The sequence below is a fragment of the Pigmentiphaga humi genome, from assembly GCF_900606115.1.
GTDB classification, from domain to species: Bacteria; Pseudomonadota; Gammaproteobacteria; order Burkholderiales; family Burkholderiaceae_B; genus Pigmentiphaga; species Pigmentiphaga humi.
Genome location: NZ_UWPJ01000039.1, coordinates 260,218 through 286,411 on the forward strand (window position 1 = coordinate 260,218; position 26,194 = coordinate 286,411).

Annotated in this window: 25 protein-coding genes; 17 read left to right on the forward strand and 8 right to left on the reverse strand. The window is 70.0% G+C overall.

All coding sequences use genetic code 11. From position 1 onward, the window contains the following. Positions 1–16: 16 nt before the first annotated feature. Genes PIGHUM_RS22895 through bioD form a run of 3 tightly spaced genes read left to right on the forward strand, consistent with a single transcriptional unit; the run spans position 17 to position 3,266 of the window. Entirely contained in the window at positions 17–1,186 is a 1,170-nt protein-coding gene (locus tag PIGHUM_RS22895) for an aminotransferase class I/II-fold pyridoxal phosphate-dependent enzyme (RefSeq protein WP_124081997.1), read from the forward strand. Then, positions 1,183–1,836, forward strand: a complete 654-nt coding sequence (locus PIGHUM_RS22900; protein WP_124081998.1) for an alpha/beta fold hydrolase — start codon at positions 1,183–1,185, stop codon at positions 1,834–1,836. The genes PIGHUM_RS22895 and PIGHUM_RS22900 overlap by 4 nt, the downstream gene beginning before the upstream one ends. Next, a complete protein-coding gene (gene bioD, locus PIGHUM_RS22905; RefSeq protein WP_124081999.1) occupies positions 1,833–3,266 on the forward strand; it encodes a dethiobiotin synthase in 1,434 nt (477 codons plus the stop codon). Before PIGHUM_RS22900 ends, bioD begins: the two co-directional genes overlap by 4 nt. A gap of 33 nt (positions 3,267–3,299) precedes the next feature. Here the strand turns inward: bioD and xth are convergent, their stop codons facing one another. From xth to PIGHUM_RS22920, 3 genes are read right to left on the reverse strand one after another with little or no spacing between them, the layout of a single operon-like run. Next, positions 3,300–4,079 carry an exodeoxyribonuclease III gene (xth, locus tag PIGHUM_RS22910; protein ID WP_124082000.1) on the reverse strand — a complete coding sequence of 260 codons (780 nt, stop codon included), beginning with the start codon at positions 4,077–4,079 and terminating at the stop codon, positions 3,300–3,302. A gap of 45 nt (positions 4,080–4,124) precedes the next feature. After that, positions 4,125–4,406 carry a type II toxin-antitoxin system RelE family toxin gene (locus tag PIGHUM_RS22915; RefSeq protein ID WP_124082001.1) on the reverse strand — a complete coding sequence of 94 codons (282 nt, stop codon included), beginning with the start codon at positions 4,404–4,406 and terminating at the stop codon, positions 4,125–4,127. After that, a complete protein-coding gene (locus PIGHUM_RS22920; protein ID WP_124082002.1) occupies positions 4,396–4,644 on the reverse strand; it encodes a type II toxin-antitoxin system Phd/YefM family antitoxin in 249 nt (82 codons plus the stop codon). The genes PIGHUM_RS22915 and PIGHUM_RS22920 overlap by 11 nt, the downstream gene beginning before the upstream one ends. 173 nt (positions 4,645–4,817) lie before the next feature. Here PIGHUM_RS22920 and PIGHUM_RS22925 point away from each other — a divergent pair, with 173 nt between their 5' ends. Next, positions 4,818–5,390 carry a DUF6306 domain-containing protein gene (locus tag PIGHUM_RS22925; protein WP_246013450.1) on the forward strand — a complete coding sequence of 191 codons (573 nt, stop codon included), beginning with the start codon at positions 4,818–4,820 and terminating at the stop codon, positions 5,388–5,390. A gap of 45 nt (positions 5,391–5,435) precedes the next feature. On the opposite strand, the gene PIGHUM_RS22930 is transcribed toward PIGHUM_RS22925, so the two are convergent. Then, positions 5,436–6,392: an alpha/beta hydrolase gene (locus tag PIGHUM_RS22930; RefSeq protein WP_160142397.1), complete on the reverse strand. Its 957-nt coding sequence runs from the start codon at positions 6,390–6,392 to the stop codon at positions 5,436–5,438. Next, the gene (locus PIGHUM_RS22935) at positions 6,392–8,467 is read right to left on the reverse strand and encodes a TonB-dependent receptor domain-containing protein (protein WP_160142398.1); all 2,076 of its coding nucleotides are present in this window, start codon (positions 8,465–8,467) and stop codon (positions 6,392–6,394) included. Before PIGHUM_RS22935 ends, PIGHUM_RS22930 begins: the two co-directional genes overlap by 1 nt. A 122-nt stretch (positions 8,468–8,589) precedes the next feature. Between PIGHUM_RS22935 and PIGHUM_RS22940 the strand changes: the two genes are divergently transcribed. Genes PIGHUM_RS22940 through PIGHUM_RS22960 form a run of 5 tightly spaced genes read left to right on the forward strand, consistent with a single transcriptional unit; the run spans position 8,590 to position 13,470 of the window. After that, positions 8,590–9,588 (forward strand): helix-turn-helix transcriptional regulator, encoded by a 999-nt coding sequence (locus PIGHUM_RS22940; protein WP_124082005.1) that lies wholly within the window; start codon positions 8,590–8,592, stop codon positions 9,586–9,588. Between the two features lie 44 nt (positions 9,589–9,632). After that, positions 9,633–10,568, forward strand: a complete 936-nt coding sequence (locus PIGHUM_RS22945) for an ABC transporter substrate-binding protein (RefSeq protein WP_124082006.1) — start codon at positions 9,633–9,635, stop codon at positions 10,566–10,568. Continuing rightward, positions 10,565–11,572: a FecCD family ABC transporter permease gene (locus PIGHUM_RS22950; protein WP_124082007.1), complete on the forward strand. Its 1,008-nt coding sequence runs from the start codon at positions 10,565–10,567 to the stop codon at positions 11,570–11,572. Before PIGHUM_RS22945 ends, PIGHUM_RS22950 begins: the two co-directional genes overlap by 4 nt. Before the next feature lie 12 nt (positions 11,573–11,584). Next, positions 11,585–12,643: a FecCD family ABC transporter permease gene (locus tag PIGHUM_RS22955; protein WP_222929320.1), complete on the forward strand. Its 1,059-nt coding sequence runs from the start codon at positions 11,585–11,587 to the stop codon at positions 12,641–12,643. Beyond that, positions 12,640–13,470, forward strand: a complete 831-nt coding sequence (locus PIGHUM_RS22960; RefSeq protein WP_124082009.1) for an ABC transporter ATP-binding protein — start codon at positions 12,640–12,642, stop codon at positions 13,468–13,470. The genes PIGHUM_RS22955 and PIGHUM_RS22960 overlap by 4 nt, the downstream gene beginning before the upstream one ends. Positions 13,471–13,490: 20 nt before the next feature. On the opposite strand, the gene PIGHUM_RS22965 is transcribed toward PIGHUM_RS22960, so the two are convergent. From PIGHUM_RS22965 to PIGHUM_RS22975, 3 genes are read right to left on the reverse strand one after another with little or no spacing between them, the layout of a single operon-like run. After that, entirely contained in the window at positions 13,491–14,351 is an 861-nt protein-coding gene (locus PIGHUM_RS22965; RefSeq protein WP_246013452.1) for an amidohydrolase family protein, read from the reverse strand. A 3-nt stretch (positions 14,352–14,354) separates the two neighbouring features. Beyond that, positions 14,355–15,416, reverse strand: a complete 1,062-nt coding sequence (locus PIGHUM_RS22970; RefSeq protein ID WP_124082010.1) for an isocitrate/isopropylmalate dehydrogenase family protein — start codon at positions 15,414–15,416, stop codon at positions 14,355–14,357. 47 nt (positions 15,417–15,463) lie between these two features. After that, the gene (locus PIGHUM_RS22975; protein ID WP_187697818.1) at positions 15,464–16,456 is read right to left on the reverse strand and encodes a Bug family tripartite tricarboxylate transporter substrate binding protein; all 993 of its coding nucleotides are present in this window, start codon (positions 16,454–16,456) and stop codon (positions 15,464–15,466) included. 112 nt (positions 16,457–16,568) lie between these two features. Between PIGHUM_RS22975 and PIGHUM_RS22980 the strand changes: the two genes are divergently transcribed. The 8 genes from PIGHUM_RS22980 to PIGHUM_RS23015 form a co-directional block, all read left to right on the forward strand. Further along, positions 16,569–17,495, forward strand: coding sequence for a LysR family transcriptional regulator (locus PIGHUM_RS22980; RefSeq protein WP_124082011.1), 927 nt, complete (start codon positions 16,569–16,571; stop codon positions 17,493–17,495). 50 nt (positions 17,496–17,545) lie between these two features. Further along, positions 17,546–19,570 (forward strand): ATP-dependent zinc metalloprotease FtsH, encoded by a 2,025-nt coding sequence (gene ftsH / locus PIGHUM_RS22985; RefSeq protein ID WP_124082012.1) that lies wholly within the window; start codon positions 17,546–17,548, stop codon positions 19,568–19,570. A gap of 98 nt (positions 19,571–19,668) precedes the next feature. Then, a complete protein-coding gene (locus tag PIGHUM_RS22990) occupies positions 19,669–22,074 on the forward strand; it encodes a heavy metal translocating P-type ATPase (protein WP_124082013.1) in 2,406 nt (801 codons plus the stop codon). 46 nt (positions 22,075–22,120) lie between these two features. Beyond that, positions 22,121–22,579 (forward strand): hypothetical protein, encoded by a 459-nt coding sequence (locus PIGHUM_RS22995; RefSeq protein WP_124082014.1) that lies wholly within the window; start codon positions 22,121–22,123, stop codon positions 22,577–22,579. A gap of 107 nt (positions 22,580–22,686) precedes the next feature. Then, a complete protein-coding gene (locus PIGHUM_RS23000; RefSeq protein WP_124082015.1) occupies positions 22,687–23,085 on the forward strand; it encodes a hypothetical protein in 399 nt (132 codons plus the stop codon). Then, positions 23,082–24,485: a TolC family protein gene (locus tag PIGHUM_RS23005; RefSeq protein ID WP_124082016.1), complete on the forward strand. Its 1,404-nt coding sequence runs from the start codon at positions 23,082–23,084 to the stop codon at positions 24,483–24,485. Before PIGHUM_RS23000 ends, PIGHUM_RS23005 begins: the two co-directional genes overlap by 4 nt. A gap of 16 nt (positions 24,486–24,501) precedes the next feature. Next, positions 24,502–25,887 (forward strand): multicopper oxidase family protein, encoded by a 1,386-nt coding sequence (locus tag PIGHUM_RS23010; protein ID WP_124082017.1) that lies wholly within the window; start codon positions 24,502–24,504, stop codon positions 25,885–25,887. Positions 25,888–25,904: 17 nt separating this feature from the next. Next, positions 25,905–26,194, forward strand: a 290-nt coding sequence (locus tag PIGHUM_RS23015) for a copper-binding protein (protein WP_124082018.1), incomplete at its 3' end; no start/stop codon positions are given.

Here is a 26,194-nt window from a genome sequence, read left to right on the forward strand (position 1 = left end):
GCAGCGCCGCGTATCCATGTCGATATTCGATTCATTGTTCGAACAGGAACTGGCGGGGGCGTCGCAGCGCCAGATGCGCAGGCGGCTGCGCACCGCGGCCAGCGCCGCCGGCGGCCGGCTCGTCGTCGACGGCCGTGTGGTCATCGATTTCTCCAGCAACGACTATCTCGGCCTGGCGCAACGTCCCGAACTCGCGCAGCGGGTGGCGCAATGGAGCGCGCGCCATGGCGTGGGCGCGCGCGCCTCGCGGCTGGTGTCCGGGAATCTGGACCTGCACGAAGCGGTCGAGGCCAAGCTCGCGCATTTCAAGGGCGCCGAGGCCGCCTTGCTGTTCGCCTCCGGCTGGCAGGCCAACGCGGCGGTACTGCCGGCGCTGCTGCGCTTGCCCGGCGGCGAGCCCATGGTGTTCTGCGACCGGCTCAACCATGCCAGCCTGCACCACGGCTGCCAGGCGGCGGGCGTGCGCCAGATCCGCTTCCGCCACAACGACCTGGACCATCTCGAATCGCTGCTGGCCGCGCGGGCGGGCCAGCCCGGCCTGCGCCTGATCGCGACCGAGAGCGTCTTCAGCATGGACGGCGACCGCACCGACGTCGCGGCCTTGTGCGGACTGGCCGAGCGCTACGGCGCCTTCGTCTACCTGGACGAGGCGCATGCGACCGGCGTGCTGGGACCCGCGGGCGCGGGCCTGGCCGGCCTGGGCGGCGGACGGGTAGATCTGGCCATGGGCACCTTCAGCAAGGCCCTGGGCAGCTTCGGCGCCTACGTGGCCGGCTCGCGGCGCTTGTGCGACTACCTCGTGAACACCTGCTCGGGCTTCATCTACACCACCGCGCTGCCGCCGCCGCTGCTGGCGGCCATCGATGCCGCGCTCGACCTGGTTCCCGGCATGGAGGCCGAACGCGCGCACCTGGTGCGCCTGGGCACGCGCCTGCGCGCGGGGCTGGCCGGCCTGGGCATCGGCACCGGCGACTCTTCGACGCAGATCGTGCCCGCCATGCTGGGCGAAGCCGGCCGGGCGCTGGCCGTCAGCGAAGCGCTGCGCGACCGCGGCCTGCTGGCCGTCGCCATCCGCCCGCCCACGGTCCCGCAGGGGGCCAGCCGTCTGCGCATCGCCTTGAGCGCCGCGCACGGCGAGCAGGACGTCGACCGGTTGCTCCAGGCCATCAGGGAGGTGTGGACATGAACCCGCGGCCGCCTTTGCTGCTCTGCCACGGCTGGGGTTTCGATGCCTCGGTATGGGAGCCGCTGCGCGCGCAACTGGGCGACTGGCCTGTGCATGCCATGGACGCCGGCTACTTCGGCGCGGCATGCCAGCCCGGGCTTCCGGATGCCTACGTGGCGGTGGGTCATTCGCTGGGCGCGATGCGATGCATGGCCGAACGCGATCCGCGCTGCCGCGGATGGGTGCTGATCAACGGCTTCACGCGCTTTTCGGCGGCGGAGGATTGGCCGCAGGGGACGCCGTTGCGCGTGCTCGACAGGATGATCGCGCGCCTGCGCGCCGATCCTGCTGCCGTCGTGGCGGAGTTCCGGCGGCGCTGCGGGGCCGAGACTGCCGTGCCGCACGCACAATTGGACAGCGATGCGCTGGCAGGCGGCCTGCTGCGGCTGCGCGACGGCGATGTCCGGCAGGCCTGGGCCGCGCGGACGGTGGCCGCACTGGTGCTGGCCGGCGAGGCCGATGCGCTGGTAGGGCCGGCGCTGTCGCATGCGTCGTTCGGCGAGGATATCCAGTGGTGCGGCGGCGGACACCTGCTGCCGCTGACCCATGCCGAGTGGTGCGCCGGGCAGATCCGCCGCTTCACGGATGGCCTGGCGGCGGGAAAGACATGAGGCAAGGCCCAGGATCGCACGAACGGATCGCCGCGCGCTTCGGCACCGCTGCGCATCGCTACGACAGCCACGCCGGCCTGCAGCGCGACGTGGCCGCGCAGCTCGCCGAGCGGATCGCGAAACTGCCTTTGCCCGCCTATCCGCGTATTTTGGAAATCGGCTGCGGCACAGGCGCGCTCAGCGCCGAGCTGGCGCGCCGCATCGGGCCGGCGCGCTGGCTGGTGACCGACATCTCGGCCGACATGCTGGCCATGGCGCAGCGGCGCCTGGACTTGCCCGGCGAGAGCCGCTTTGCGATCATGAACGGGGAGCATCCGGAGGCCGGACTCGGGCAGTTCGACCTGGTCTGTTCCAGCATGGCGGTCCAGTGGTTCGGCGATCTGGATGCCGGCCTCGCGCGCCTGGCAGGCATGCTGGCGCCCGGCGGCTGGCTCGCGGTGGCGACGCTCGCGGCCGACACTTTCCAGGAGTGGCGGGCGGCCCATGCCGCCCATGGCGTCGATCCGGCCGTGGCCGGCTATCCCCGCCTGCGCGACATCGGCACGGCCTTGCCCGCATGCAGGCGGACGGTGGAGGGCGAACATCGGCGGCAGCGGCATGCCGGCGCCATGGCGTTTCTGCGGGAGCTGCGGGCCATCGGCGCGGATACGCCGCCGGCGGCGGCCCGGCCGCTGCCGGCCGGCACCTTCCGGCGCGTCCTGGAGACTTTCGAGCAAATGGGAGCAAGCGTGACCTATCACCTGGCCTATGGCACCTGGCAGCGGCCGTCCGCGCCGCGCGGCGTGTTCGTGACCGGCACCGATACCGGCATCGGCAAGACGCTGGTGTCGGCCGTGCTGGCACATGCCTGGAACGCCGATTACTGGAAGCCGCTGCAGACCGGCGTGGCGAGCGAACCCGACGACAGCGGCACCGTGGCCGCCTTGTCCGGCTTGCCGGACAGCCGCATCCATCCGCCGCATGCGGTCCTGCAGGCGCCGCTGTCACCCTGGGCGGCGGCGCTGGAAGAGGGCGCGCACGTGGACCTGGACGCCATCGTGCCGCCGAGCACCGATGCGCCATTGGTCGTGGAAGGGGCGGGCGGCCTGCTGGTGCCCATCAATGACCAGGCCATGATGATCGACCTGATCGCCAGGCTGGGCCTGCCCGTGGTGCTGGTGGCGCGCAGCGCGCTGGGCACCTTGAACCACACCCTGCTGTCGCTGGAGGCCTTGCGCGCGCGCGGGATTCCGGTGGCCGGCGTGGTCATGAGCGGCGAACGCTCGCCGGGCAATCGCACGGGCATCGAGCAGTTCGGCAAGGTGAGGGTGCTGGCCGAGATTCCGCTCCTGCCGCGCGTCGATGCCCACGCCGTCGAGGAGTTGGCGCGAGCCATGCCCGGGTTCGAAGCGGTGCTCGCGCAGATGGCCGCGCCGACGCCCGCACGATAGGCCAGGCAAAGGCCATCGGGCCCGGCGCCGGCCTCAGATCTCCAGCGTCGCTATGACCGGCGCATGGTCGGAGGGCTGCTCGTTCTTGCGGATCGCCTTGTCTATGGTGCAGGCGCTGCAAACGGCCTTGAGCGTATCGGACAGCAGGATGTGGTCGATGCGCAGGCCGGCGTTGCGGCGAAAGGCGAATTGCCGGTAGTCCCACCAGCTGAATAGCTTCGGCGGCTGTTCGAACAGCCGGAAGGCGTCGTGCAGGCCCAGCGACAGCAGCCCGCGGAACGCCTCGCGCTCCGGCTCGGAGACCAGCACGCTGCCTTCCCACTTGACCGGATCGTGCACGTCGCGGTCGTCGGGGGCGACGTTGTAGTCGCCCAGGACGGCCAGGCGCGGATGGCGCGCGAGTTCCTCTTGCAGCCAGCCGCGCAGCGCGGCGAACCAAGCTAGCTTGTAGGCGTATTTGTCGCTGCCCACGGATTGGCCGTTGGGGCAGTACGCGCTGATCACCCGCAGCGGCCCGGCTTCGGTGTCCAGCGTCGCGGCGATGACGCGCTGCTGGGGGTCGTCGAAGCCGGGGATGTTCTTGACCACGTCGCCGGCCGGCGCGCGCGTCAGGATCGCGACGCCGTTGTAGGTCTTCTGGCCGGTGAACACGGCGTGGTAGCCGATTTCCTCGAAGGCGGCCAGGGGGAATTTGTCGTCGGTGAGCTTGAGTTCCTGCAGGCACAGCGCATCGACCGGGTCCGCCTGCAGGCAGGCCAGGACTTGCGGCAGCCGCACGTTGAGCGAGTTGACGTTCCAGGTGCTGAGTTTCATAGATTCGATTGATTGATGGATTCGATCGGGCCGTGCCTGGCGCGCTCAGCGTTTGGCGGCAGCCATGTAGACGGCGTTGCGTTCGCGTTTGCCGACAGCGACGACAAGCACGACGAGTTCGCCGTCGCGCACCTCGTAGACCAGCCGGTAGCCGCTGGTCTTCAGTTTGATCTTGTACCGGTCGGCGTGACCGGCCAGCTTGGCGGCCGGCAGGCGCGGCGTATGCAGGCGTTCTTCCAGTTTCTTCTTGAACTGTTCGCGCAGCGCGCCGTCGAGCTTGCGCCATTCCTTCAAGGCTTCGTCCTTGAACTTCAGCCTATAGGTCATCCAGCGACACCTCGACTTCCGCCTGGTCTTGGCGGGCGTCGGCAATGGCGTTCAGCTCCAGGTCTTCCAGGCGGTTCAGCAGTGCTTCGTAGGCCTTGGCGGGAATGCAATAGAAGGCAGGCTCGTTGTGGTTGAGGATGGCGACCGGGAAACCTTCGCCAGCCGCCACCGTGCCCATGGGGTTGCGCTTGAGTTCGGAGATGCTGGCCGTGGTTTCGGCCAATAGGGTATGGGCCATGGCATGGCTCCAAGCAAGATTCTTTATGGTGTCGATATTAGTGTCTTTAAAGGTGCTTTTCAAGGTGCTGAACGTGCCGGGCAGGGGTTGGTCGCTCCCGGCGCCTGCGCTATAACAAGAAAAAGCTCCCCACGCTCGCCCACTGCGCGGGGTCGCTTCTACCGGGAGCAATCATGACGCACGATCATGCCGAGCCGCTGGGCGGTACCGGCCAGCAGGCCGAGGGTACGCAGGCTGGCGCCACTGGCGGCGGGCAGCGCCGCAGGGAGTCCGCCTCGCCGGTCTGCTATGCGGACCAGGCCGATCCGGCCTATATGGGATACGCCTCCGACGACGAACTGGCGGCGGCGCTGGGCGAATTGCTGGAGGCCGAGCGCGCGGGCGCGCGCGTGGCGGACGAATCATGCAAGCAGGCCGACCAGGCGACCGACCAGGCCCTGCTTGCGCAGGTCCGGCACGACGAGATCCGCTGGTGCGGGATGTTGATCGCGGCCATCAAGACGCTGGGCGCGCAGCCGTCCAGCCAGGTCGGCGCTTTCTACGAGAAGGCCATGGCCATCGACGACCTGCCGCAGCGCATGGCTTTCCTGAATCGTGGCCAGGGATGGGTGGTCAAGCGCTTGCAGGCATTGGTGCCGCGCGTGCGCGACGCCGGTTTGCAGGACCAACTGCTGGCCATGCTGACGGCGCACCGCGAGAACATCGAGCAGGTCAACGTGCGGCTGGAAGGGCTGGGCAAGCGCTGATCGAGCCCGCCGGCCCAGGCCGGCGGGACGGCGCGCGGGCGGGTTTCAGGGCGCATCCGCGGCGAAGCGGACGGCCGGCCCCAGCGAGGCCGGGAGCATGGGGCCGTGGCCCAGCCCCGGAAAGGTGCGCAATCCTACTTGCAGGCCGGGCACGGTCCGCAGCATTGCCGCCAGGCTGTCGATGCGCTCCGGGTCCGCGGCATCGACCGGCTCGCTGCCGCCGTGCATGACGAGCAGCCGCAGCGGCGAGGCTTGCCGGTGCCGCCGAGCGAATTCCCGCGCTTCTTCCAGGATGTAGCGCTGGTTCCACCATAGCGACGGGCTGGCCGCCACGTAGGACTGGAATGTACCGGGCCGGGTGAACAGCGCATGCAGCGTCAGCAGGCCGCCGTAGGAATGGCCATACAGCGTGGCGCGGCGGGCATCGACCGGATAGCGGGCGGCGATGACCGGCTTGAGCTGCCGCTCGATGAAATCGAGGAAAATGTCCGCGCCGCCGCCAGGTCGCGCACGGCGGCTGGCCGCCGGGTCGCCGGGCGCGCCGGTTGGAGCGTCGGCGCCGGGCGAGGGGGGCGTGTAGTCGTACGCCCGGGCGTCGCTGTTGAAGCGGTCGTCGACGTCGTAGCCTATGCCTACGATGACTACCGGGGCGGCTTGCGGCGTGCCTTGCCTGAGCCCGGCCTGCACCAGGCTCTCGAACATCGCGTTGCCGTCGAGCGCGTAGATGACGGGATAGCCGCCGGGCGGCGGCGGTCCCAGCGGCTGCCAGACCTGGATGCGGTAGCCGGTGGAGCGCAGGGGGCTGGCCAGCACGAAGCGGTCGATGCGCTGTGCCGAAATGCCGACCGCCTCCGCGGCCGGCTGTTCGGCCAGCGGCAGGTCGGGACGCGGCTGCGCCGCCGCCTGGCCCGCCGCGCCGGCAAGGCCAGCCAGCAGCAGGCAGCCGGCCAGGCGTACGGTGCGTCCGCGCCGGGTTTCTGTGAAGCTCAAGGCGCGTGGCATCAGAACGAGATGCTGGTGCTCAGCCACAGGCGGCGTCCTTCGTCCACCATCCAGTTGCCGTCCAGGCCCGCCGTGCGCGCACGGTAGTCCACGGGAACGCGCTTGTCGGTGATGTTCAGCATGGAGAGGCGCACCGTCATGTTCTTGTTGACGACGTAGGAAGCGCCCAGGTCGTAGGTGGTCGCGCCCGGACGCCGCCGCGTGGTGGTCGAGCCATTGCGGAAGTTGGCCCAGTATTGCTCGCTCTGTACGTTCATGCCGGCGAACACCATCAGCTTCTCCATCGGCTGCCATTCGGTCTTCAGGTTCAGCACGTGGCGCGGTGTGCGGTCCAGCGGCTTGCCCTTGAGCGAGGTGCCGTCGAAGGCCAATTCGTCGTCCGACTTGCGCTCGGAGTCGGTGTAAGTGTAGTTGCCGACCAGCCTGAGGTTGCGGGCGAGCGGCCACGTCAGGCTGGTTTCGACGCCCTGCAGCGTGACTTCGCCGATATTGGCCCATTCATAGACCGCGCCCGAACTGCCGCTGCAGCCGCTGACGCACTGGCTGAAGATCTTGTTCTTGAAGTCGTTGCGGAACAGGGTGAAGGCGGCGGCCAGGCCGCTGGGCGCGTCGTAGCGGATGCCCAGTTCGGTATTGGTGCTGGTTTCGGGCTTGAGGTCGGGGTTGCCCGCGATCGTGCCGCGCGGCGCGCCGGTGGCGCCGCCCGTGGCCTGGATGTAATCGGCCGAGATCTGGCGCAGCTCGGGAGCGCGGAAGGAGCGCGCCACGCCGCCGCGCAGGGTCAGCGTGTCGCTCAGCTTGTAGATCGCGTAGCCGCGCGGGCTCCAGTGCGCGCCGTAGCTGCTGTGGTGGTCCAGCCGCAGGCCGCCGGTCAGCGTGAGCTTGTCGGTCACGCTGAACTCGTCTTCGCCGAACAATGCCCAAGAGGTGCTCTTCAGCTCGCTGACGGTATTGAGTCCGCCGCTGGCGTCGGCCGCTTCCTTGTTCGTGCCCTCCAGGCGGCTTTGCATGAATTGCCCGCCCAGCGTGACCATCTGGCGCGAGAACGGCATGGCCAGCTTGCCGTCCAGGACGGTATTGGTCAGCTTGGTGTTGGGATAGGAGGTCGTGGCCACGCCGCTGGCGGTGTTGTCGGCCTTGCCGACTTCCTGGTACAGGCTGAGGTTGGACGTGCCGAAATCCCAGCGCCCGGTATGCGACAGCGCGACGTGCGTGCGCTCGGTTTCCAGGTCCAGCGGCGCGCCGCCCGCGGCGACGGTCTTGCCGGCGGTGCCGGAACGCTTGAACGATTGCTGGCCGGCCTCGAACTCGATGTCCTGGTTGGCGGTGGGCTTCAGGCTCAGCTTGGCGGTCAGGCTCTGGTCGCGCGTGCGGTAGGCGCCGTCCACCACCTGGGCTTCGCTGCGGTCCGACGATTTGCCATAGATCTGCAGGCCCAGCATTTCGTCCTTGATCGGGCCGGCCAGGTAGAAGCCGGCGCCGCGGCTGTTGCCCAGGTCGGAATGCTGCTGCAGCGTGGCGTCCAGGTCGAGCGAACCGTGCCACGCGTCGGGCACTTTGCGCGTGATGATGTTGATTACGCCGCCGATGGCGTCCGAGCCATATAGCGAGGACATCGGGCCGCGCACGACTTCGATGCGTTCGATCGCCGACAGCGGCGGGATCTGGCTGGCCTGGACCATGCCCAGTTCTTCGCGGTTGAGCATCTCGCGGGTGCCCTGGCGCTTGCCGTCCACCAGGATCAGCGTGTACTTGCCCGGCATGCCGCGTATGGAAATGTCCTGCTTGTTGGCGCTGGCGCCGACGACGCTCACGCCCTCGAGGTAGCGCACGGCATCCTGCACGCTGTTGAAGGGCTGCTTGGCCAGTTCTTCGCGCGTGATGATGCTGATGCTGGCCGGCGCTTCCTTGATGTCCTGCTCGTAGCCGCCGGCGGTGACCACGACGGGGGCCAGGCGCTGGGCTTCGGGCGTGGCGGCCTGGGCATGCAGGGCGGGCGCGGCGAGGGCAGCGCACAGGGCGAGCACCGCTTGGCAGACGGGAGTGGGCCGGAACATGTTGGCGATTTCGGGCATAATAAGGATGGTTCTCATTTACATTATGACTGAGCAAAGTGTTACATGCAGCCCCTAGCCGGGGTTTTGCAAACAACACGTTTTTGTTTGCCGTACGTACTTTTTCATTTCGGGGGCCGACCGTGCCTCGACAGGCCATTTCTTCCGACCGGCTCTCTTCGTTTTCCAGCCTCGTCGGCTCCAACCATCGCATGGACGTCCTGCCCAGGACGGCAAACCAAGCCGTGCTCGAAGGCCATTTTCAGGTCTCCGAGCTGCGGCCGGGCATGATCCTGCGCTGCGCCGACACGCGCGACCTGTGCAGCAACACCACGCGAGCCGAGCTCAAGCCGGCGCTCAAGCTGGTCGTGCTGCTGGGCGGCAGCACCGATGTGTCGTTCGGCCGGCGCCGCTTGGCCTGGCAGGGGGCCAGCCCGGCGCGCGCAGGAGAGGCCGCGGTCGTGGCGCTGGCCGAACCCGAGCAATTCATTCGCCGCGCGACGGCGGGCAATGCCGAGCGCTCGCTCACGCTGACCTTGACGCAGGAATGGTTCGAGAGCGGCGCGCTGGCGCAGGACGGCGCCTGGCCGCGCCTGCAGTCGTTCATCCGCACCCACCTGGCCGCGGCCTGCTGGCGGCCCTCGCGGCGCATGATGGCGCTGGCCGAAGAGGTCTCGCGGCCGGCGATGTTCGTTCCGGGGCTGCTTGCCCTGCACCAGGAAAGCCGCTGCATCGCGCTCGCGAGCGAGGCATTGGCGACGGTGCTGGGAGGGATGCAGGAGCAAGAGCAGGAGCGTATGCCGGCGGTGCCGGTCAATGCGCGCATCGCCGCGCGGCTGCGCCAGTTGCGCGAACTGCTCGATTGCGGCGAGGGCGATGCGCTCGGCCTGAGCGCGCTGGCGCGCGCGGTCGGCATCAACGTCAACGCGATGCAGCGGGGCTTCCGGGAACTGACCGGCGTGTCCGTTGCCGAATACGCACGCCGTGTCCGGCTCGAGCGCGCCCGCCGGGCGCTGCTGCAGGACGGGGCCAGCATCGCCTTGGCGGCGACGCTGGCCGGCTATTCGAGCACGGCCAATTTTTCCACCGCCTTCCGGCGGCATTTCGGCGTGACGCCGGGCCAGGCCCGCGACACGCTGTAACGCTGGTCTGAGCCGGCAGGATCGCTTCTACGAGAGATTCCAAGATGGATGTTCGTCGTTTCTTCGCGGCTCGCCGTTGGCTGGCGTCCGCCGTTGCTTTTATCCTGGCCTGCTGCGCGCTGGGCGCCGCGCAGGCGCAGCAGGCGCGCACGCTGGATACTGCGTTCGGTGCCGTAACGGTCAAGGGTAGGCCCGAGCGCATCGTGGCCTTGAGCGAGAACGGCCTGGACACCGCGCTGGCCGCGGGAACCCGGCCGCTGGGCACGCTCGCCACCCGGGGCGGCGAGGGCGTGTCCGCCTACCTGGCCCATCGCGCGGGCGACATCGCCATCGTCGGCACGGCGCGCGAGACCAATCTCGAAGCCGTGCTCAAGCTGCGCCCCGACGTGATCCTGGCGCCGTCGGGCACGACGCAGAACGTCTACGCGAAACTGAGCGCGCTGGCGCCGACCATCGTGCCCAAGGGCGATGCACTGCGGCCCTGGCGCGATAGCGTGCTGCTGTATGCCGATGCGCTGGGGCGGCGCGCCGAGATCGATGCGGCACTCAAGGAAGTGGATGCGCGCACCGCGGCGATCGAGGCCAGGTTGCCCGCTGGCGAGCGCGTGTCGGTGGTGCGCTGGAACCCGCAAGGCCCGGTGGTGATGTCCAGCCGCCTGTTCGCCGGCCAGTTGCTGGGCCAGGCGGGCCTGGCCGCCACGCCGCTGGCCGACAGCCTGACCGCCAAGCCGCACAGCGATACCCTGAGCATGGAGAACCTGGTCCGCATCGACGCGGACTGGCTGCTCGTGGCCACGCTCAACGCCCAGGGCGGGCGGACGCTGGAGCAGGCCCGTTCCCAGCCCGCCTTCCGCCGCCTGCAGGCCGTGCAGGCCGGCCATGTGGCCGCCGTCGACGGCCAGGTCTGGACCAGCGGGTCGGGCGTGCTCGCGGCGCACATCGTGCTGGACGACATCGAAAGAACGCTGCTCGGCCGATGAGCCGGACGAGCCGCCGCGGCAGCCCGCTGCCTGCCGTCCTGTCCGCGCTGGCGGGCCTGTTCGCGCTGCTGTGTCTGGCCAGCCTCGCCCTGGGCGCGGGCGAGGTGAGTCCGGTGCAGGCCTTGTCGGTGCTGGCCGGTGGCGGGGGCGACGAGGCCCGCTTCGTCGTGGAAGTCCTGCGGCTGCCGCGCACCGCGCTGGGCGTGCTGGTGGGATTGGCCCTGGGCATCTCGGGCGTGGTGCTGCAAGTAGCCACGCGCAATCCGCTGGTCGAGCCGGGGTTGATGGGCGTCAACGCGGGTGCGGCGTTCGCGGTCGTGCTGACGCTGTACCTGGGCGGCGCCGCCGGCATAGTGCCGTGGATCGCCGTGCTGGGCGCGTTCGCCGGCTGCATGCTGGTGCTGGTGACGACCCGGCTGGGACAGGTCGCCGACGACCCGGTCCGGCTGGTGCTGGCGGGCGTGGTGTTCTCCGGCATCATCAACTCGGCCAGCACGCTCATCCTGCTGGCCGATCAGCGCAGCGCCGACGAGATCCGCTTCTGGATTGTCGGCGCATTGGGCGGCCGGCCCATCGAAACCTTGTACTGGGCCGTGCCCGGCATCGCCGCCGGCGTGCTGGCGTTGCTGCCTTGCGTGCGGGCATTGTCGGCGCTGATGCTGGGCGAGGGCGTCGCGCGCGGATTGGGGCATCGGCCCGAGCGCATCCAGGCGGCCGCGCTGGCCGCGGTGTCGGTGCTGGTCGGAGTGGCAACCGCGGCGGCGGGGCCGCTGGTGTTCGTCGGGCTGGTCGTGCCCTTCGTCGCCCGGCGGCTGGTCGGCCCCAGCCTGCCGCGCTGCCTCGCGGTCGCCGCCGTGGCCGGACCCTGTCTGGTGCTGGCCGCCGACATCTTCTCCCGGCTGCTGATCAAGCCCTACGAATTGCCGGTGGGCGTGGTCATCGCCTTTATCGGCGCGCCGGTGCTGGTGGCCATCGTGCGCACCGAGCGCCTGCCGAGGTTTTGACCGATGGGCGGCGTGCAAACCAGTCGTGGCGCGCTCGCACCGCCGGGATATGCGCTCCTGTCGTGGCAAGGCTGGCGCGTGCTGCTCCACCGGCGGGCCTGGGCGGCCGGCGCGGCGCTGCTGATATTGCTCCTGGCCGCCGGCAGCGCGATCCTGGCGGCGGGCAGCGAAGGCTTGACGCCGTGGTCGGCGTTGCGCGCGGCCTGGGGGCAGGGCGATCCCATGCACGTGTTCCTGGTGCAGGCGCTCAGGCTGCCCCGCATCGCCGCGGCGCTGCTGTCGGGGTTCGCCTTCGGCGTGGCCGGGTGCCTGCTGCAGACGCTGACCGGCAATCGGCTCGCCACGCCCGGCGTCATCGGCCTCGACAATGGCGCGACGGCGTTCGCGGTCGCTTCCATCGTGGCGGTGCCGGCCAGTCTCGCGCCGCCCGCGATGGCGCTGATGGGCGCGGCGACGGCGGCCGCGCTGGCCTTCGGCCTGGGCGGCGGCAGCGGCACGCGCGGCTATCGCTTCGTCGTGGTCGGCATAGGCGTGGGCGCCGTCTTCGCCGCGCTCACCAACCTGATGCTGGCCCGTACCGGCATAGACGCCGCCAATCAGGCCTACCCGTGGACCGTCGGCAGCCTCAACGCCCGGCCGGCTTCGGCCGTGTGGATTCTCGCGGCCGGGCTGGCCCTGGCTTTTCCATGGGCCAAGTACCTGGCGCGCCGGCTCGACCCCATGCGGTTTTCCGAAGCCGTGGCCAAAGGGCTGGGCGTGCCGGTGGCGCGCACGCGCGCGGCCACCCTGGCGGCCGCAGTGCTGCTCAGCGCGCTGTCGGTCAGCGTGGCGGGGCCGGTCGGCCTGGTGGCGCTGGCGGCGCCCGAGGCCGCCCGTTATCTGTGCGGCAGGCGCGGCGTGCCCATCGCCACGTCGGGGCTCGCGGGCGCCATGCTCATGCTCGGGGCGGATTGGGCGGGCCGCACCTGGTTCGCGCCTATCGAGATCCCGGTAGGCGTCGTGACGGCCGTGGTGGGCGGACCTTACCTGTTATGGATACTCTTGCGCCGGCCGGCGAGGCATTCGCTATGAACCATCGATCCGTACGCGCCGAGGCGCTCGCCGCGCAGGAACATGCCGGCGCGCAACTGGAAGCGCGCGACCTGAGCCTCGCCTATGGAGACACCACGGTCGTCGCCGGGCTTTCCCTGCGCATTCCGCCCGCTTGCGTGACCGCGATCGTCGGCGCCAACGGTTGCGGCAAGTCGACGCTGCTGGCGGGGCTGGCGCGCCTGCACAAGCCGGCCGGCGGCGCGGTGCTGCTCGACGGACGGGACATCGGCCGCCTGCCCACGCGCGAGGTGGCGCGCCGCCTGGCGCTGCTGCCGCAGGACGCCACGGCGCCCGACGGGTTGACCGTGGCCGAACTCATCCGGTTCGGCCGCCAGCCGCACCAGGGCATTCTGCGCCAATGGTCGGAAGAAGACCGGAACGTGGTCGCCGCCGCGCTCGCCGCCGCGGATCTCGAGGAATTGGCCGATCGCCCGCTGGATTCCATGTCCGGCGGCCAGCGGCAGCGTGCCTGGATCGCGATGGCCGTTGCCCAGGCCACGCCGCTGCTGCTGCTCGACGAGCCCACCTCGGCGCTCGACCTGGGGCACCAGATCGAAGTGTTCGAACTGATCCGGGAACTGGCCGCCGCGGGCAAGACCGTCGTCATGGTGGTCCATGACCTCAACAGCGCCTGCCGCTACGCGGACCATCTCGTCGCCATGCAGGACGGCCGTATCGTGGCCGAAGGCGCGCCGGCGCAGGTCGTTACGCCGGAACTGGTGCGGTCTCTGTACGGCGTGAAATGCGTGCTGCTGCGCGATCCGGCCAGCGGCACGCCCATCGTCGCCGGCGTCGAACGGGCCTGAGCGCCAGGCCGATTGCCGATTCAGCGCCAATAAAGACGATCGGGGTTGTCCGCCAGCACGGCTTGCCGCAGCGCCTCGGTGGGCAGCCAGCGCGCCAGGTCCGCCAGCAATCGCTTCGGGCCGATCTTCCGGTACGGGCTGACTTCATGGGCCGCTTTGCCCGGGGCTCGGGCGGTATGGGGCCAGTCGCTGCCCCAGAGCAGGGCCGATGGCGCCTGCTCGCCCAGCATGCGGGCCCATTGCGCGGCGTCCGGCTGGCTGGCCAGCCGGTAGGGCGCCGAGAGCTTGAGGTGGACGCGTCCCGACCGCAGAAGATCGGCCAGCACGGCGCCTGCCGCCGGCGACCAGGGCGCCATGGCGAAGTGGTCCAGGACGACCGGGCAGGGCAGGCCGGCGAGCACGGGCGCCAATGCCTCGATCACGCCGTAGGCGGCGTAGAGCTGCACATGCCAGCCGAGATCGGCGACCTGCGCGCTGATCGCCGCCAGCGCGCGCTCGGCGTCGCGGACATCCTGCAGGCCGCCGCTTTCCAGGTTGACGCGCACGCCCCGCACGCCGCCGTCGTGCAGCGTCCGCAGGCTCGCGGGCGTGAAGCCGGAATCGATCACGGCGACGCCCCGCGCGCGTCCGTCCAGTTCGCGCAAGGCATCGAGCAGGCAGGTGTTGTCGGTGCCGTAGACGCTGGGCTGCACGACGACCACGCGCGCCATGCCGGTCTGCTCGAGGTGACGGCGCAACCGGGCGGCCGACGCCGGCCCCGGGGTGTAGTGGCGGTCCGGCGCCATGGGGTAGGCCTCGGCCGCGCCGATGACGTGCGTGTGGCAATCGCAGGCCCGCGGCGGCATGGCCTGCCGGATGGCGGCTACCGCCTCGTGCGCCATGGCTCAGGCGTCCAACAGGCGCCGGGCGAAGGCCTGGCCGGTGGCGGCGGTGCCGAGGTTGCCGCCCACGTCGCGCGTGGATTCGCCGGCCTCGACCACCGCGGCGGCGGTGTGGAGGATGGCCTCGGCGGCGGCGATGCAGGCCGCCTGGCCGGTGCGGCGGCCGTGCCATTCCAGCAACTGCCCGGCCGACAGGATCAGCGAGAACGGGTTGGCGATGTCCTGGCCGGCGATGTCGGGCGCAGACCCGTGCGCCGCCTGGCCCATCGCGTGGCGCGCGCCCATGTTGAGCGAGCCGCCCAGCCCCAGGCTGCCCGACAGCTCGGCGGTCAGGTCGGAGAGGATGTCGCCGAACATATTGGTCGTGACGATGACGTCGAAGCGCTGCGGCGCGCGCACCACGTGCGCCATCATCGCATCGACGATGAAGTCGTCCACGGCGACGTCGGGGAAGTCCAGCGCGGCCTTGCGGCATTCATCGATGAACATGCCGTCGCCGATCTTGAGCACGTTGGCCTTGTGCACGATGCTGACGCGCTTGCGGCGGTTGCGCGCCAGCTCGAAGGCGGCGCGGGCGATGCGCCGGCAGCACATGCGCGTGATGCGGCGCAGGGAGACCACCACGTCTTCGGTGATGAGCATTTCGCTGCCGCCGGAAGCCACGTTGCGGTCGGCGTAGAACCCTTCGGTGTTCTCGCGCACGACCACGAGGTCGAAGGCGTCGACCTTGTGCGGCACGCCGTTCCAGGTGCGCGCCGGGCGGATGTTGGCGTACAGGTCCAGCTCCTTGCGGAAGAACATGGAGGGGTTGATCTCGCCTTTGCTTTCGTCCTTGAAGTCGAAGGTCGCCATCGGCCCGAGCATCAGGCCGTCGGCGGCGCGGACCTTGTCGAGCAAGGCCGGCGTGACGGTGGCGCCATGCCGCAGCAGGCTGTCGTGGCCGGCGACGTCTTGCTCCAGTTCCAGGTCGAAACCGAAGCGCTGGGAGGCCGCGCGCAGGACCTCGACGGTGGCGGCCATGGTTTCGGGGCCGATGCCGTCGCCGGGAAGTACGATGATTTTCATGATGGTGTTCGGTAGGGAATGAGGAAAAAGGCCAAGGGCTGTGGGCGTCAGTCGACGTGCGCCTGGGTGCTCTTGACCAGGGCGGCGTATTTGTCCATTTCGGCGCGCACGAACTGGCCGAAGCGATCGGGCGTCATCGGCGCCACCGCGCTGCCTTCGGATTCGAGCCGCTTGTGCAGCTCGGGTTTTTGCACGATGCGGTTGATGTGGCCCGCTAGCAGTTCGACGATGGCCGGCGGCGTCGCGGCCGGCGCGAAGTAGCCGCCCCACAGGCTGAACTCGAAGCCGGGCAGCGTCTGCGCGATGGTCGGCACCTTGGGCAGCGCGGCGACCGGCTCCAGCGACGAAACGGCGAGCGCGCGCACGCGTCCGCCCTGGATGTGCGGCATGATCGACGAGGCGCTGGCGAAGAAGAGCTGCACCTGTCCGCCGATCAGGTCGGAGATCGCCTGCCCCGCGCCCTTGTAGGGAATGTGGGTCATCTCCGTCTTGGAGCCGGCTGCCAGTGCCGCCGCGGCCAGGTGGCCGGGCGTCGCCGTGCCCGACGACGCATAGGCGACGCTGCCGGGCTTGTCGCGCGCGGCCTGCAGCAGCGCCGCCACGTCGGCGAACGGCGAGTTCTGCGGCACGGCCAGCACCAGCGGCGCGTTGCCGACCAGAGCGATCGCGCGCAAGTCCTTGAGCGTGTCGTAGCCGGGGCTCTTCATGGCGAAGCCGTTGATGGCGATTTCGCCGGTCTGGCCCATCAGCAGCGTATGGCCGTCGGGCTCGGCGCGCACGACCTGCCGCGTGCCGAGCGCGCCGGTCGCGCCCGGGCGGTTCTCCACGATGACCGACTGGCCCAGCGCCTGTCCGAGGTCGGGCGCGATCAAGCGGGCGAACACGTCGCCCTGGCCGCCAGGGGCGTAGGGCACGATCACGGTGACGGGCTTGGTCGGATACTTCTCGGCGGCGCGGCCGGCGCCGCCGGCGGCCAGCGCGGCGGTGGCCGCACCCAGGCGGACGAAGTCGCGCCGGGAAAGGGAGTGGGAAATGCTCATGGTGTCTGCTCCTGATCGATGGACGGCACTCATGGGTGCCTTGCCCCGGATCGTCCGCGATATGCCTTTTGCTGTAAATTGCAAAAATCCTTTCAATTGATACGATAATCGAATGAATTTCGACCTGTCGGATTTGCGGGCCTTCGTGTCGGTGGCGCAATTGGCCAGCTTTCGCGCGGCGGCGCAGGCGTTGCACGTGTCCCAGCCCGCCTTGTCGCGGCGGGTCGACAAACTCGAACAGGCGCTGGGCATGCGGCTGTTCGAACGCAGCACCCGGAAGGTCGAACTCAATGCCATGGGGCGCTCCTTCCTGCCGCGCGCCCAGCACGTGCTGTCCGAACTGGAAGGGGCGCTGCTGGGCATGACCGAGCTGTCCGAACGGATACGCGGGCTGGTGACGGTGGCCTGCATCCCGTCGGCGGTGGACAACTTCGTCGCGCAGGCGGCGGGGGGCTTTCATGCCCGGTTCCCGCGCATCCGGCTGCGCGTGCTCGACCAGCCCGCGCCCGACGTGCTGCTGTCGGTCTCGCGTTCGGAAGCGGATTTCGGCATCGGCTACCTCGGCACGCGCGAACCCGACCTGGAATTCGAAGAACTGTCGAGCGAGCCGTTCGTGCTGGCCTGCCGCGCCGATCACCCGCTCGCCGGCCGCGCGCAGGTCCGCTGGGAGGAATTGGCGGAGGTGGAATGCATAGGCCTGGCCGCGGGCGGCGGCAATCGCCTGCTGATCGACCAGGGCCTGGCACACCTGGCCAGGCGGCCCAACTGGATAGGCGAGGTGCTGCACGTGCCCGCGCTGCTGAGCCTGATCCAGGCCGGGGTGGGGGTGGGCGCGGTGCCCAAGCACGCCTTGTCGGGAGGTTCGGGCCAGGCGCTGGTGGGCGTGGACCTGGTCGAACCGGTATTGGGCAGGCAGGTCGGCATCATCTCGCGGCGCGGCCAGCCTCCCACGCCGGCGGTGCAGGCATTCCGCGACGTGATCGTCGCGCAGGCCCGGACGCGGCGTTCCGCGGCGCGTTCGCGCCGCCGCAAGCCGTAGCGCCGCCGGAGTATGCTTGTCCCCTGTGGAATGCATGCGCGGGAGTTTTCATGAAGTGGCCTAGCCAGCAGGAACCCAAGAGGAACGGCAATGTCCCGGGCGGAACGCGTCCCGCCCCCGATAAACGCGGAGGCAGTCCGGCCGCCATGCCGCCGCGCCGGATGTGGCTGATTTTCCTGGCCGTGCTGCTGGTGAACTACGTCGTGGCGCGCTATCTCTCGGGCGGCGCCGACGAGCCCATCACCGTGCCCTACACGGTCTTCAAGGAAGAAGTCGCCAAGGGCAACGTCACCGCCATCTACAGCCAGGGCGAGGGCATCGAAGGGCGTTTCGTGCAGGCCGTGACCTGGCCGCGCGCCACGACCGAGGCGCCCGCCAAGAGCGGCGCGCAGCCGGCCCAGCCGCGCACCTCGACCACCTTCGAAAGCACGCTGCCGGTATTCGTGGATCCGGGTTTCGAGCAGTTCCTGATCGACCACAAGGTCGAGATCAGCGCGCAGCCCATCCAGACCGGCAACTGGCTGTCCACCCTGATCTTCGGTTTCGGCCCGGCCATCTTCATCATCGCCTTCTACGTCTGGCTCTACCGCCGCGCCGCGAAGCAGGGCGGCATGGGCGGCAGCATGTTCGGGCTGGGCAAGAGCAAGGCGCGCCGCTACGACCTGGAGGGCGGGGAAAAAGTCACCTTCGAAGACGTGGCCGGCATCGACGAGGCCGAGAACGAACTGGTCGAAGTGGTGGATTTCCTGAAGAATCCGGCCAAGTACACCCGGCTGGGCGGCTCGGCCCCCAAGGGCGTGCTGCTGGTGGGCGCGCCGGGCACGGGCAAGACGCTGCTGGCCAAGGCCGTCGCGGGCGAAGCCGGCGTGCCGTTTTTCTCGATGAGCGCGGCCGAGTTCGTCGAGATGATCGTCGGCGTGGGCGCCGCCCGGGTGCGCGACCTGTTCAAGCAGGCGCGCGAACAGGCGCCGTCCATCATCTTCATCGACGAAATCGATTCCATCGGCCGCGCGCGCGGCCAGGTCGCGCTGGGCGGATCGAGCGAGCAGGAGCAGACGCTCAACCAGATCCTGACCGAGATGGACGGCTTTTCCGGCCGGGAAGGGGTGATCGTGTTGGCTGCGACCAACCAGCCCGACGTGCTCGACAAGGCGCTGCTGCGCCCCGGCCGCTTCGACCGGCGCGTGGTGGTCAACCTGCCCGACAAGAACGGCCGCGAGGCCATCCTGAAAGTCCACACCCGCAAGGTGCCGCTGTCCGCCGACGTGGACCTGGCCGATCTCGCGGCCACCACGCCGGGCCTGTCGGGTGCGGACCTGAAGAACGTGGTGAACGAGGCGGCGCTGCTGGCGGCGCGGCGCGACCAGGAAACGGTGGGCCAGAAGGACTTCAACGATGCGCTGGAGAAAATCGTGCTCGGGCCCGAGCGCCCGCTGATCCTGAGCCATGCCGACCGCGAGCGCATCGCCTACCACGAGGGCGGCCACGCCATCCTGGGGCTGCTGGTGCCGGGCGCGGATCCGGTGCACCGGGTCACCATCGTGCCGCGCGGCCAGGCCCTGGGCGTGACTTACCAGCGGCCGCAGACTGACCGCTACAACTACCCCGAGGCCTATCTGCTGGCGCGCATCGTCGGCATGCTGGGAGGACGGGCGGCCGAGGAAGTGGTCTACGGCACCCGCACCACCGGCGCGGAAAGCGACATCGAACAGGCCACCAACCTGGCGCGCAACATGGTCGTGCGCTGGGGCATGAGCGACAAGCTCGGCATGGTCCAGCTTGCGCCGCGCCAGAATCCCTACCTGGGCGGCGGCCAGGGCAGCCTGGCGTGCAGCGAGGAGACGGCGCGGCTGGTGGACGCCGAGGTGCAGCACATCATCCACGGATGCCACGACAAGGCCTTGAGCCTGCTGCGCGAGCATCGCGCCCAGCTCGATGCGCTGGTGCGGGCGCTGCTGGAGCGCGAGACGCTGGACGAGAAGGAAATCCTCGCCGCCACCGGCCTGCCGCCGGCGCCCAAGCTGGACGAACTGCCCACCGTGGCGGCTAGCACCGACTCGGTGCCGCCGCTCTGACGGGCGCCTCCCGCGCTGCGGGCGCGGGGGCGTTGACCTTCCTACCATGGGAAGCCTGATACTGTCCTGCATCAGCAACCCATGGACGAAGGACGATCATGAGCAGCCCGTCGACATCAGGCGCCGCCTCGGCCCCGGCCACCTGGACCCTGCCCGTGCAAGGCATGACCTGCGCATCGTGCGTGGGTCGGGTCGAACGCGCGCTGCGCGCGGTGCCGGGCGTACGTGAAGCCACCGTCAACCTGGCCACCGAGACCGCCCAGGTAGAGGCCGACGCGCCCGCCGACGCGGCGGCCCTGCGCGCCGCGATCGAGAAGGCCGGCTACGAGGTGCCGCAAGAGAGCGTGGACCTGCGCATCGCCGGCATGACCTGCGCCTCCTGCGTGGCGCGGGTGGAAAAAGCCTTGCTGCGCGTGCCGGGCGTGAGCAGCGCAGAAGTGAACCTGGCTACCGAGACGGCGCGCGTGCAGCTGGGCTCGCGCGTCGATACCGCGGCGCTGATCGCCGCGGTGGAGCGGGCCGGCTACGAGGCGAGCCCGGCGCTGGCGGCGGCTGCGGCCGAGAAAGCGCGCGGCTGGCCCGAATGGTGGCCCATCGCGGCGGCCGTGGTGCTGTCCGCGCCGCTGGTGCTGCCCATGCTGCTGATGCCTTTCGGCATCCACTGGATGCCCGATGGTTGGGTGCAATTCGCGCTGGCCACGCCGGTGCAGTTCTGGCTGGGCGCGCGCTTCTACCGCGCCGCCTGGAAGGCCTTGCGCGCCCGCGCCGGCAATATGGACCTGCTGGTGGCGCTGGGCACGAGTTCGGCCTATGGGCTGAGCCTCTACCAGCTGCTGCGGCACGGCAGCGGCGCGGCGCACCATCTGTACTTCGAAGCCTCGGCCGTGGTCATCACGCTGGTGCTGCTGGGCAAGTGGCTGGAAGGGCGGGCCAAGCGCCAGACCACCGAGGCCATCCGCGCGCTCAACGCGCTGCGGCCGGAGGTGGCGCGGGTGCGGCGCGGTAATGAAGAAAGCGAAGTGCCGCTGTCCGCGGTGCGCGTGGACGACCTCGTCGTGGTGCGGCCGGGCGAGCGCATTCCCGTCGATGGGGTCGTGGTGGAAGGCGCCAGCCAGGTGGACGAATCGCTGATCACCGGCGAAAGCCTGCCCGTGGCCAAGCGCGAGCAGGATCCGGTCACCGGCGGCGCGGTCAACGCCGATGGCCTGCTGCTGGTACGCACCACCGCCGTCGGCGCCGAATCCATGCTCGCGCGCATCGTGCGGCTGGTGGAGTCGGCGCAGGCCAAGAAGGCGCCCATCCAGCGCCTGGTGGACCGCGTCAGCGAGGTGTTCGTGCCCGTGATCGTGGCTGCGGCGCTGGTGACGCTCGCGGCCTGGGGGCTGTCCACCGGCGACTGGGAACGCGCCATCCTGAACGCCGTGGCCGTGCTGGTGATCGCGTGCCCGTGCGCGCTGGGGCTGGCCACGCCCACCGCGATCATGGCGGGCACCGGCGTGGCCGCGCGCCACGGCATCCTCATCAAGGACGCCGAGGCGCTGGAGGTCGCGCACAACATTAAGGTGGTGGCTTTCGACAAGACCGGCACGCTCACCGAAGGCAAACCCGAGCTGGTGGCGGCCGAGCCCGCGCAGGGCGACCGCGCCGGGCTGCTGGCGCTCAGCGCCGCCCTGCAATCCGGCAGCGAGCATCCACTGGCACGCGCGGTCATCGTCGCGGCCGGGCGCGAAGACATTGCCGTGCCGCCTGCTTCCCAGGTGCGCGCGGTGGCCGGGCGCGGCGTAGCGGCGATCGTGGAAGGCAGCCAGGTCCGGCTGGGCAGCGGCCGCTTCATGGAGGAGCTGGGCGTGGACCTGGGCGCGCTGGCCGCGCAGGCGGCCGAGCTGCAGAACGAAGGCCGCACCGTGTCGTGGGTGGCGCGGGTGGACGGCGCTCCGGCGCTGGTCGGCCTGCTCGCCTTCGGCGACACGCTCAAGGAAACCGCGCCCGCCGCCGTGCGCAGTCTGCACGACCAGGGCATACGCAGCGTGCTGGTGAGCGGCGACAACCGCGGCGCGGCGCAGGCCATCGGCCGGCAACTGGGCATGGACGACGTGCGCGCCGAAGTGCTGCCCGAACAGAAGGCCGAGGTCATCGCCGAATTGCGGCAGGGCAGCGGCGTCGTGGCGATGGTGGGCGACGGCATCAACGACGCCCCCGCGCTGGCGGCAGCCGACGTCGGCATCGCCATGTCCACCGGCACCGACGTGGCGATGCACGCGGCCGGCGTCACGCTGATGCGCGGCAACCCCGCACTGGTGGCCGACGCCATCGACATTTCCCGGCGCACCTACGCCAAGATCCGCCAGAACCTGTTCTGGGCCTTCGCCTACAACGTGGTCGGCGTGCCGCTGGCGGCACTGGGCCTGCTCAGCCCCATCATCGCCGGCGCGGCGATGGCGCTCAGCAGCGTCAGCGTGGTGTCCAACGCGCTGCTGCTGCGGCGCTGGAAGGGGCGGGCGTGACGGCGCCGCATCCGCCGCCCGACGCTATACTCCGGCCATGTCGAGCGTGTTGAGAATCGCTGTTTTCGTCGTGCTGGTGCTGGCCCTGCCGGCCCAGGCGCTGGCCGCCGCGCGCATGTCGCTGTGCGAGGCGATGCAGGGCCACGGCCATGCGCAGCGGGCCGATGCCGGAGCGCATGGGCCGGTGCACGGCATGAAGGAACTGGCGGTGGCGAGTCATGACGCGCATGCGCCGGATCCCGGCGCGCACCATGCGTCGCCGCATGGCGGCCTGGACGCGACGCATGCCCCGGATATTGCGTCGGTTCACGATTGCTCTGGCGGCGCGTCCGCCGATCTTCACAGCGGGTCCCACTGCGCGGCCTGCGCCGCCTGCATGAGCTGGTTCACGCCGCTGGCGCTGCCGGAGCGGCCCATGGCCGCTGACGGCGCGTATTTCCCCACCGCCGACGCGCGTCCCGCGCGCATGGCGGCCGATCGCCTCGATCGTCCTCCTCGTTCCTAAAGGCCCAGGGCCCGTTTCCGTTCCTGCCCTGCATGCGCCGCTCGGCGACGAGCGCGCGCGATCCGTCCACGCGCGGATCGCCCGATTGCGATACGAGAGGAATTTCCATGTTGCGTTTCATCATCTGGCGCCGCGGGTACGCGGCGCTATGCCTGGCCGCGGGAGCGGTCCAGGCGGCCGCGCACGCGGCCGAGCCGGTGCCGCCAGGCGCCGCGCCGACGGCCTTGCCGCGGCCTCCCGCGGTGCGGTGCGCCGCCGAGGGCAGCGATCCGCTCGACACCGCCACACCCGTGCCGCGCCTGCGCTACGAGTCCGCCTTCGCCGCCTACCGCCGTCTGGGCGAGCCCACGGTGGCGTCCTGGCGCGAGGCCAACGACGAAGTCGGCCGCATCGGCGGCTGGCGCGCCTATGCGCGCGAGACGGCGCAAGCCGCGCCGTCCTTTCCGTCTTCGGCTGACCATCCCGGCTGCGACGACGCGCCGTTGCCGGAAGGAGGGCAGCCATGAGTCGCGTTCATCGCGCGGCGCGCACGTTGCGCGTCGCCGCGGCCGTGGGCTGCCTGATCGGACTGGGCGCTTGCGCCTCGTTCAGCGACGACGGCGGCTTCGGTCCGGTACGAGGCATCGCCTCGGAGAGGCTGAGCAAAGAAGTGGCCTGGGCCCGCACCGATGCGGAGAGGCAAGAACTGGACGGCCGCGTGGCCGAACTGCTGGCGCGGCCCTTGTCCGCGGACGACGCGGTCCAGTTGGCCTTGTTGAACAATCGCACGCTGCAGGCCTCGTTCTACGAACTGGGCATCAGCGAAGCGGCCTTGGTGCAGGCCGGCCGGCTGCCCAACCCGGGTTTCTCGTTCGGCCGCACGACGCGCGGCAGCGAGATCGAACTGGAGCGCGGCGTGCAATTCAACCTCGCCGGCCTGCTGACGCTGCCCATGCGGCAGCGCATCGCCGCCCGGCAATTCCAGCAGGCCCAGCGCGATGCTGCCCTGCGGGTGGTCGAACTGGCCGGCAGCGCGCGCATCGCCTACTACGAGGCGCTGGCCGCGCGCGAAACCGTGCGCTATCGCAAACAGGTGATGGAAGCCGCCGAAGCGGGCGCCGAACTGGCGCGCCGCATGGCCACCACCGGCAACTGGAACCGCCTGCTGCAGGCGCGCGAGCAGGGCTTTTATGCGGACGCGGCGCTCAACCTGGCCCAGGCCCAGCAGGCCGAAACCGCGAGCCGCGAGCGCCTGGTGCGCCTGCTGGGGCTGTGGGGCGATCAGCTGGATTTCCGCCTGCCCGAGCGCCTGCCGGACCTGCCCGGGGAGGTGAGCGACCGGCCCGGCGTGGAGCGGTTCGCCCTGGCGCAGCGGCTGGACGTCGAGAGCGCCCGGCTGACGACCTTGCGAACGGCCGACGACCTCGGCCTCACCCGCGCGACGCGCGTCGTCAACGTGCTGGAACTCGGCGCGCTGTACAACACCTCCAACGAGGAACCTGCCAAGCGCGGATTCGAGGTCGCGGTGGAGCTTCCCCTATTCGACTGGGGCCAGGCGCGTGTGGCGCGCTCGCGGGCCGTCTACATGCAGTCGCTGCAGCGCGCGGCGCAGATCGCCATCGACGCCCGCTCCGAAGTCCGGCAAGCCTACGCCGCCTACCGCTCGGCCTACGACATCGCCCGCCACGTGCGCGACGAGATCGTCCCCATACGCCAGCGCATCGCCGAAGAAAACCTGCTTCGCTACAACGGCATGCTGATCGGCGTATTCGAACTGCTGGCCGACGCGCGCGCGCAGATCGCCAGCGTAGAGAGCTACATCGCGGCCCTGCGCGACTTCTGGATCGCCCAGGCGGACCTGGAGCAGGCCATGCTGGGCCGGCCGGCGCTGCCCGCCCTGGCCGCATCGGCAGCGGCCGCGGACTGAACGAACGAGGACGACCATGAACTCGAGAAGACACTTCCTGGGCGGCGCGTTCGCGATGGCCGCGCTCCCCGTGGCCACGGCGGCGCTCGCGCGCCTGCCCGAACTCGTCATGCAGGACCAGGCCGGCACCATGCCGCCGCTGCACCCAGCGACCGGACGGCCGTACCGCCCCGTCGCGACCCTCAACGGCTGGACCCTGCCGTGGCGCATGAACGCCGGCGTCAAGGAATTCCACCTGGTGGCCGAACCCGTCGTGCGCGAAATGGCGCCCGGCATGCAGGCCCACCTGTGGGGCTACAACGGCCAATCGCCCGGGCCCACCATCGAAGTGGTGGAGGGCGACCAGGTGCGCATCTTCGTCACCAACCGCCTGCCCGAGCGCACCAGCATCCACTGGCACGGCCAGCGCCTGCCCAACGGCATGGACGGCGTCGCCGGCCTGACCCAGCCCGCCATCCCGCCCGGCAAGACCTACGTCTACGAATTCACCGCGAGGCGGCCGGGCACCTTCATGTACCACCCCCATGCCGACGAAATGACCCAGATGGCCATGGGCATGATGGGCGCATGGGTCACCCACCCGCGCGGCCGCCATCCGCTCATCGCCGACGTCGAGCGCGACTTCATCTTCCTCATCAACGCCTACGACATCGACCCCGGCAGCTACACCCCGCGCACGTCCACCATGACCGACTTCAACCTTTGGTCATGGAACAGCCGCATCTTCCCCGGCATCGACACCCTCAACGTCAGGCAGGGCGACCGCGTGCGCGTGCGCGTCGGCAACCTCAGCATGACCAACCACCCCATCCACCTGCACGGCCACGAATTCACCGTCACCGGCACCGACGGCGGCCCCGTGCCGCCCGCCGCGCGCTGGCCCGACGTCAGCGTCGACGTGGCGGTCGGCCAGATGCGCCAGATCGAATTCCTCGCCGACGAAGAAGGCGACTGGGCCTTCCACTGCCACAAAAGCCACCACACCATGAATGCCATGGGCCACGACGTCCCCAACATGATAGGCATCGACCACCGCGACATCGCCCGCAAGATCGTCGGCCTCGTGCCCGACTACATGGTCATGGGGGAGCGCGGCATGGGCGACATGGCAGAGATGAGCATGCCGCTGCCCGACAACACCGTGCCCATGATGGGCGGGAAGGGACCGTTCGGGTCGGTGGAGATGGGTGGGATGTTCAGCGTGCTCAAGGTGAGGAAGGGACAGAATCCGGGGGATTACTCGGATCCGGGGTGGTTTCGGCATCCGGCGGGGACGGTGGCTTATGAGTGGGGAGGGGAGGTCGATGAGCCGGCGCGTGGCGCGGCGGATGCGGCTGCGTCGGCGGGAGCTGGCGGGGCGGCGTTGAAAGTGCGTAAACCTAACGCCCATGGTGGGCATTGAATAGCTAGGAGAGAGTTATGGAAAAGATCATTCGACGTGTTGTGGTGCCGGTTGCTTGCGTGGTTGCTGCGGTTTCGGGGCCGGTTGGGTCATATGCTCAGGGGCATGATCATCATGGGCATGGCGCCGAAGCGCCGGCCGCGGTGAAGGGGACGGCGCAAGGAGAGATCCGGCGCATCGACAAGGCCAATGGACGAGTGACGATTCGGCATGGCGAGATTGCGCATTTGGATATGCCGGGTATGACGATGGTGTTTGGGGTGAAGGAGCTGGCGGTGTTGGAGGGGGTGGCTGTGGGGGATAAGGT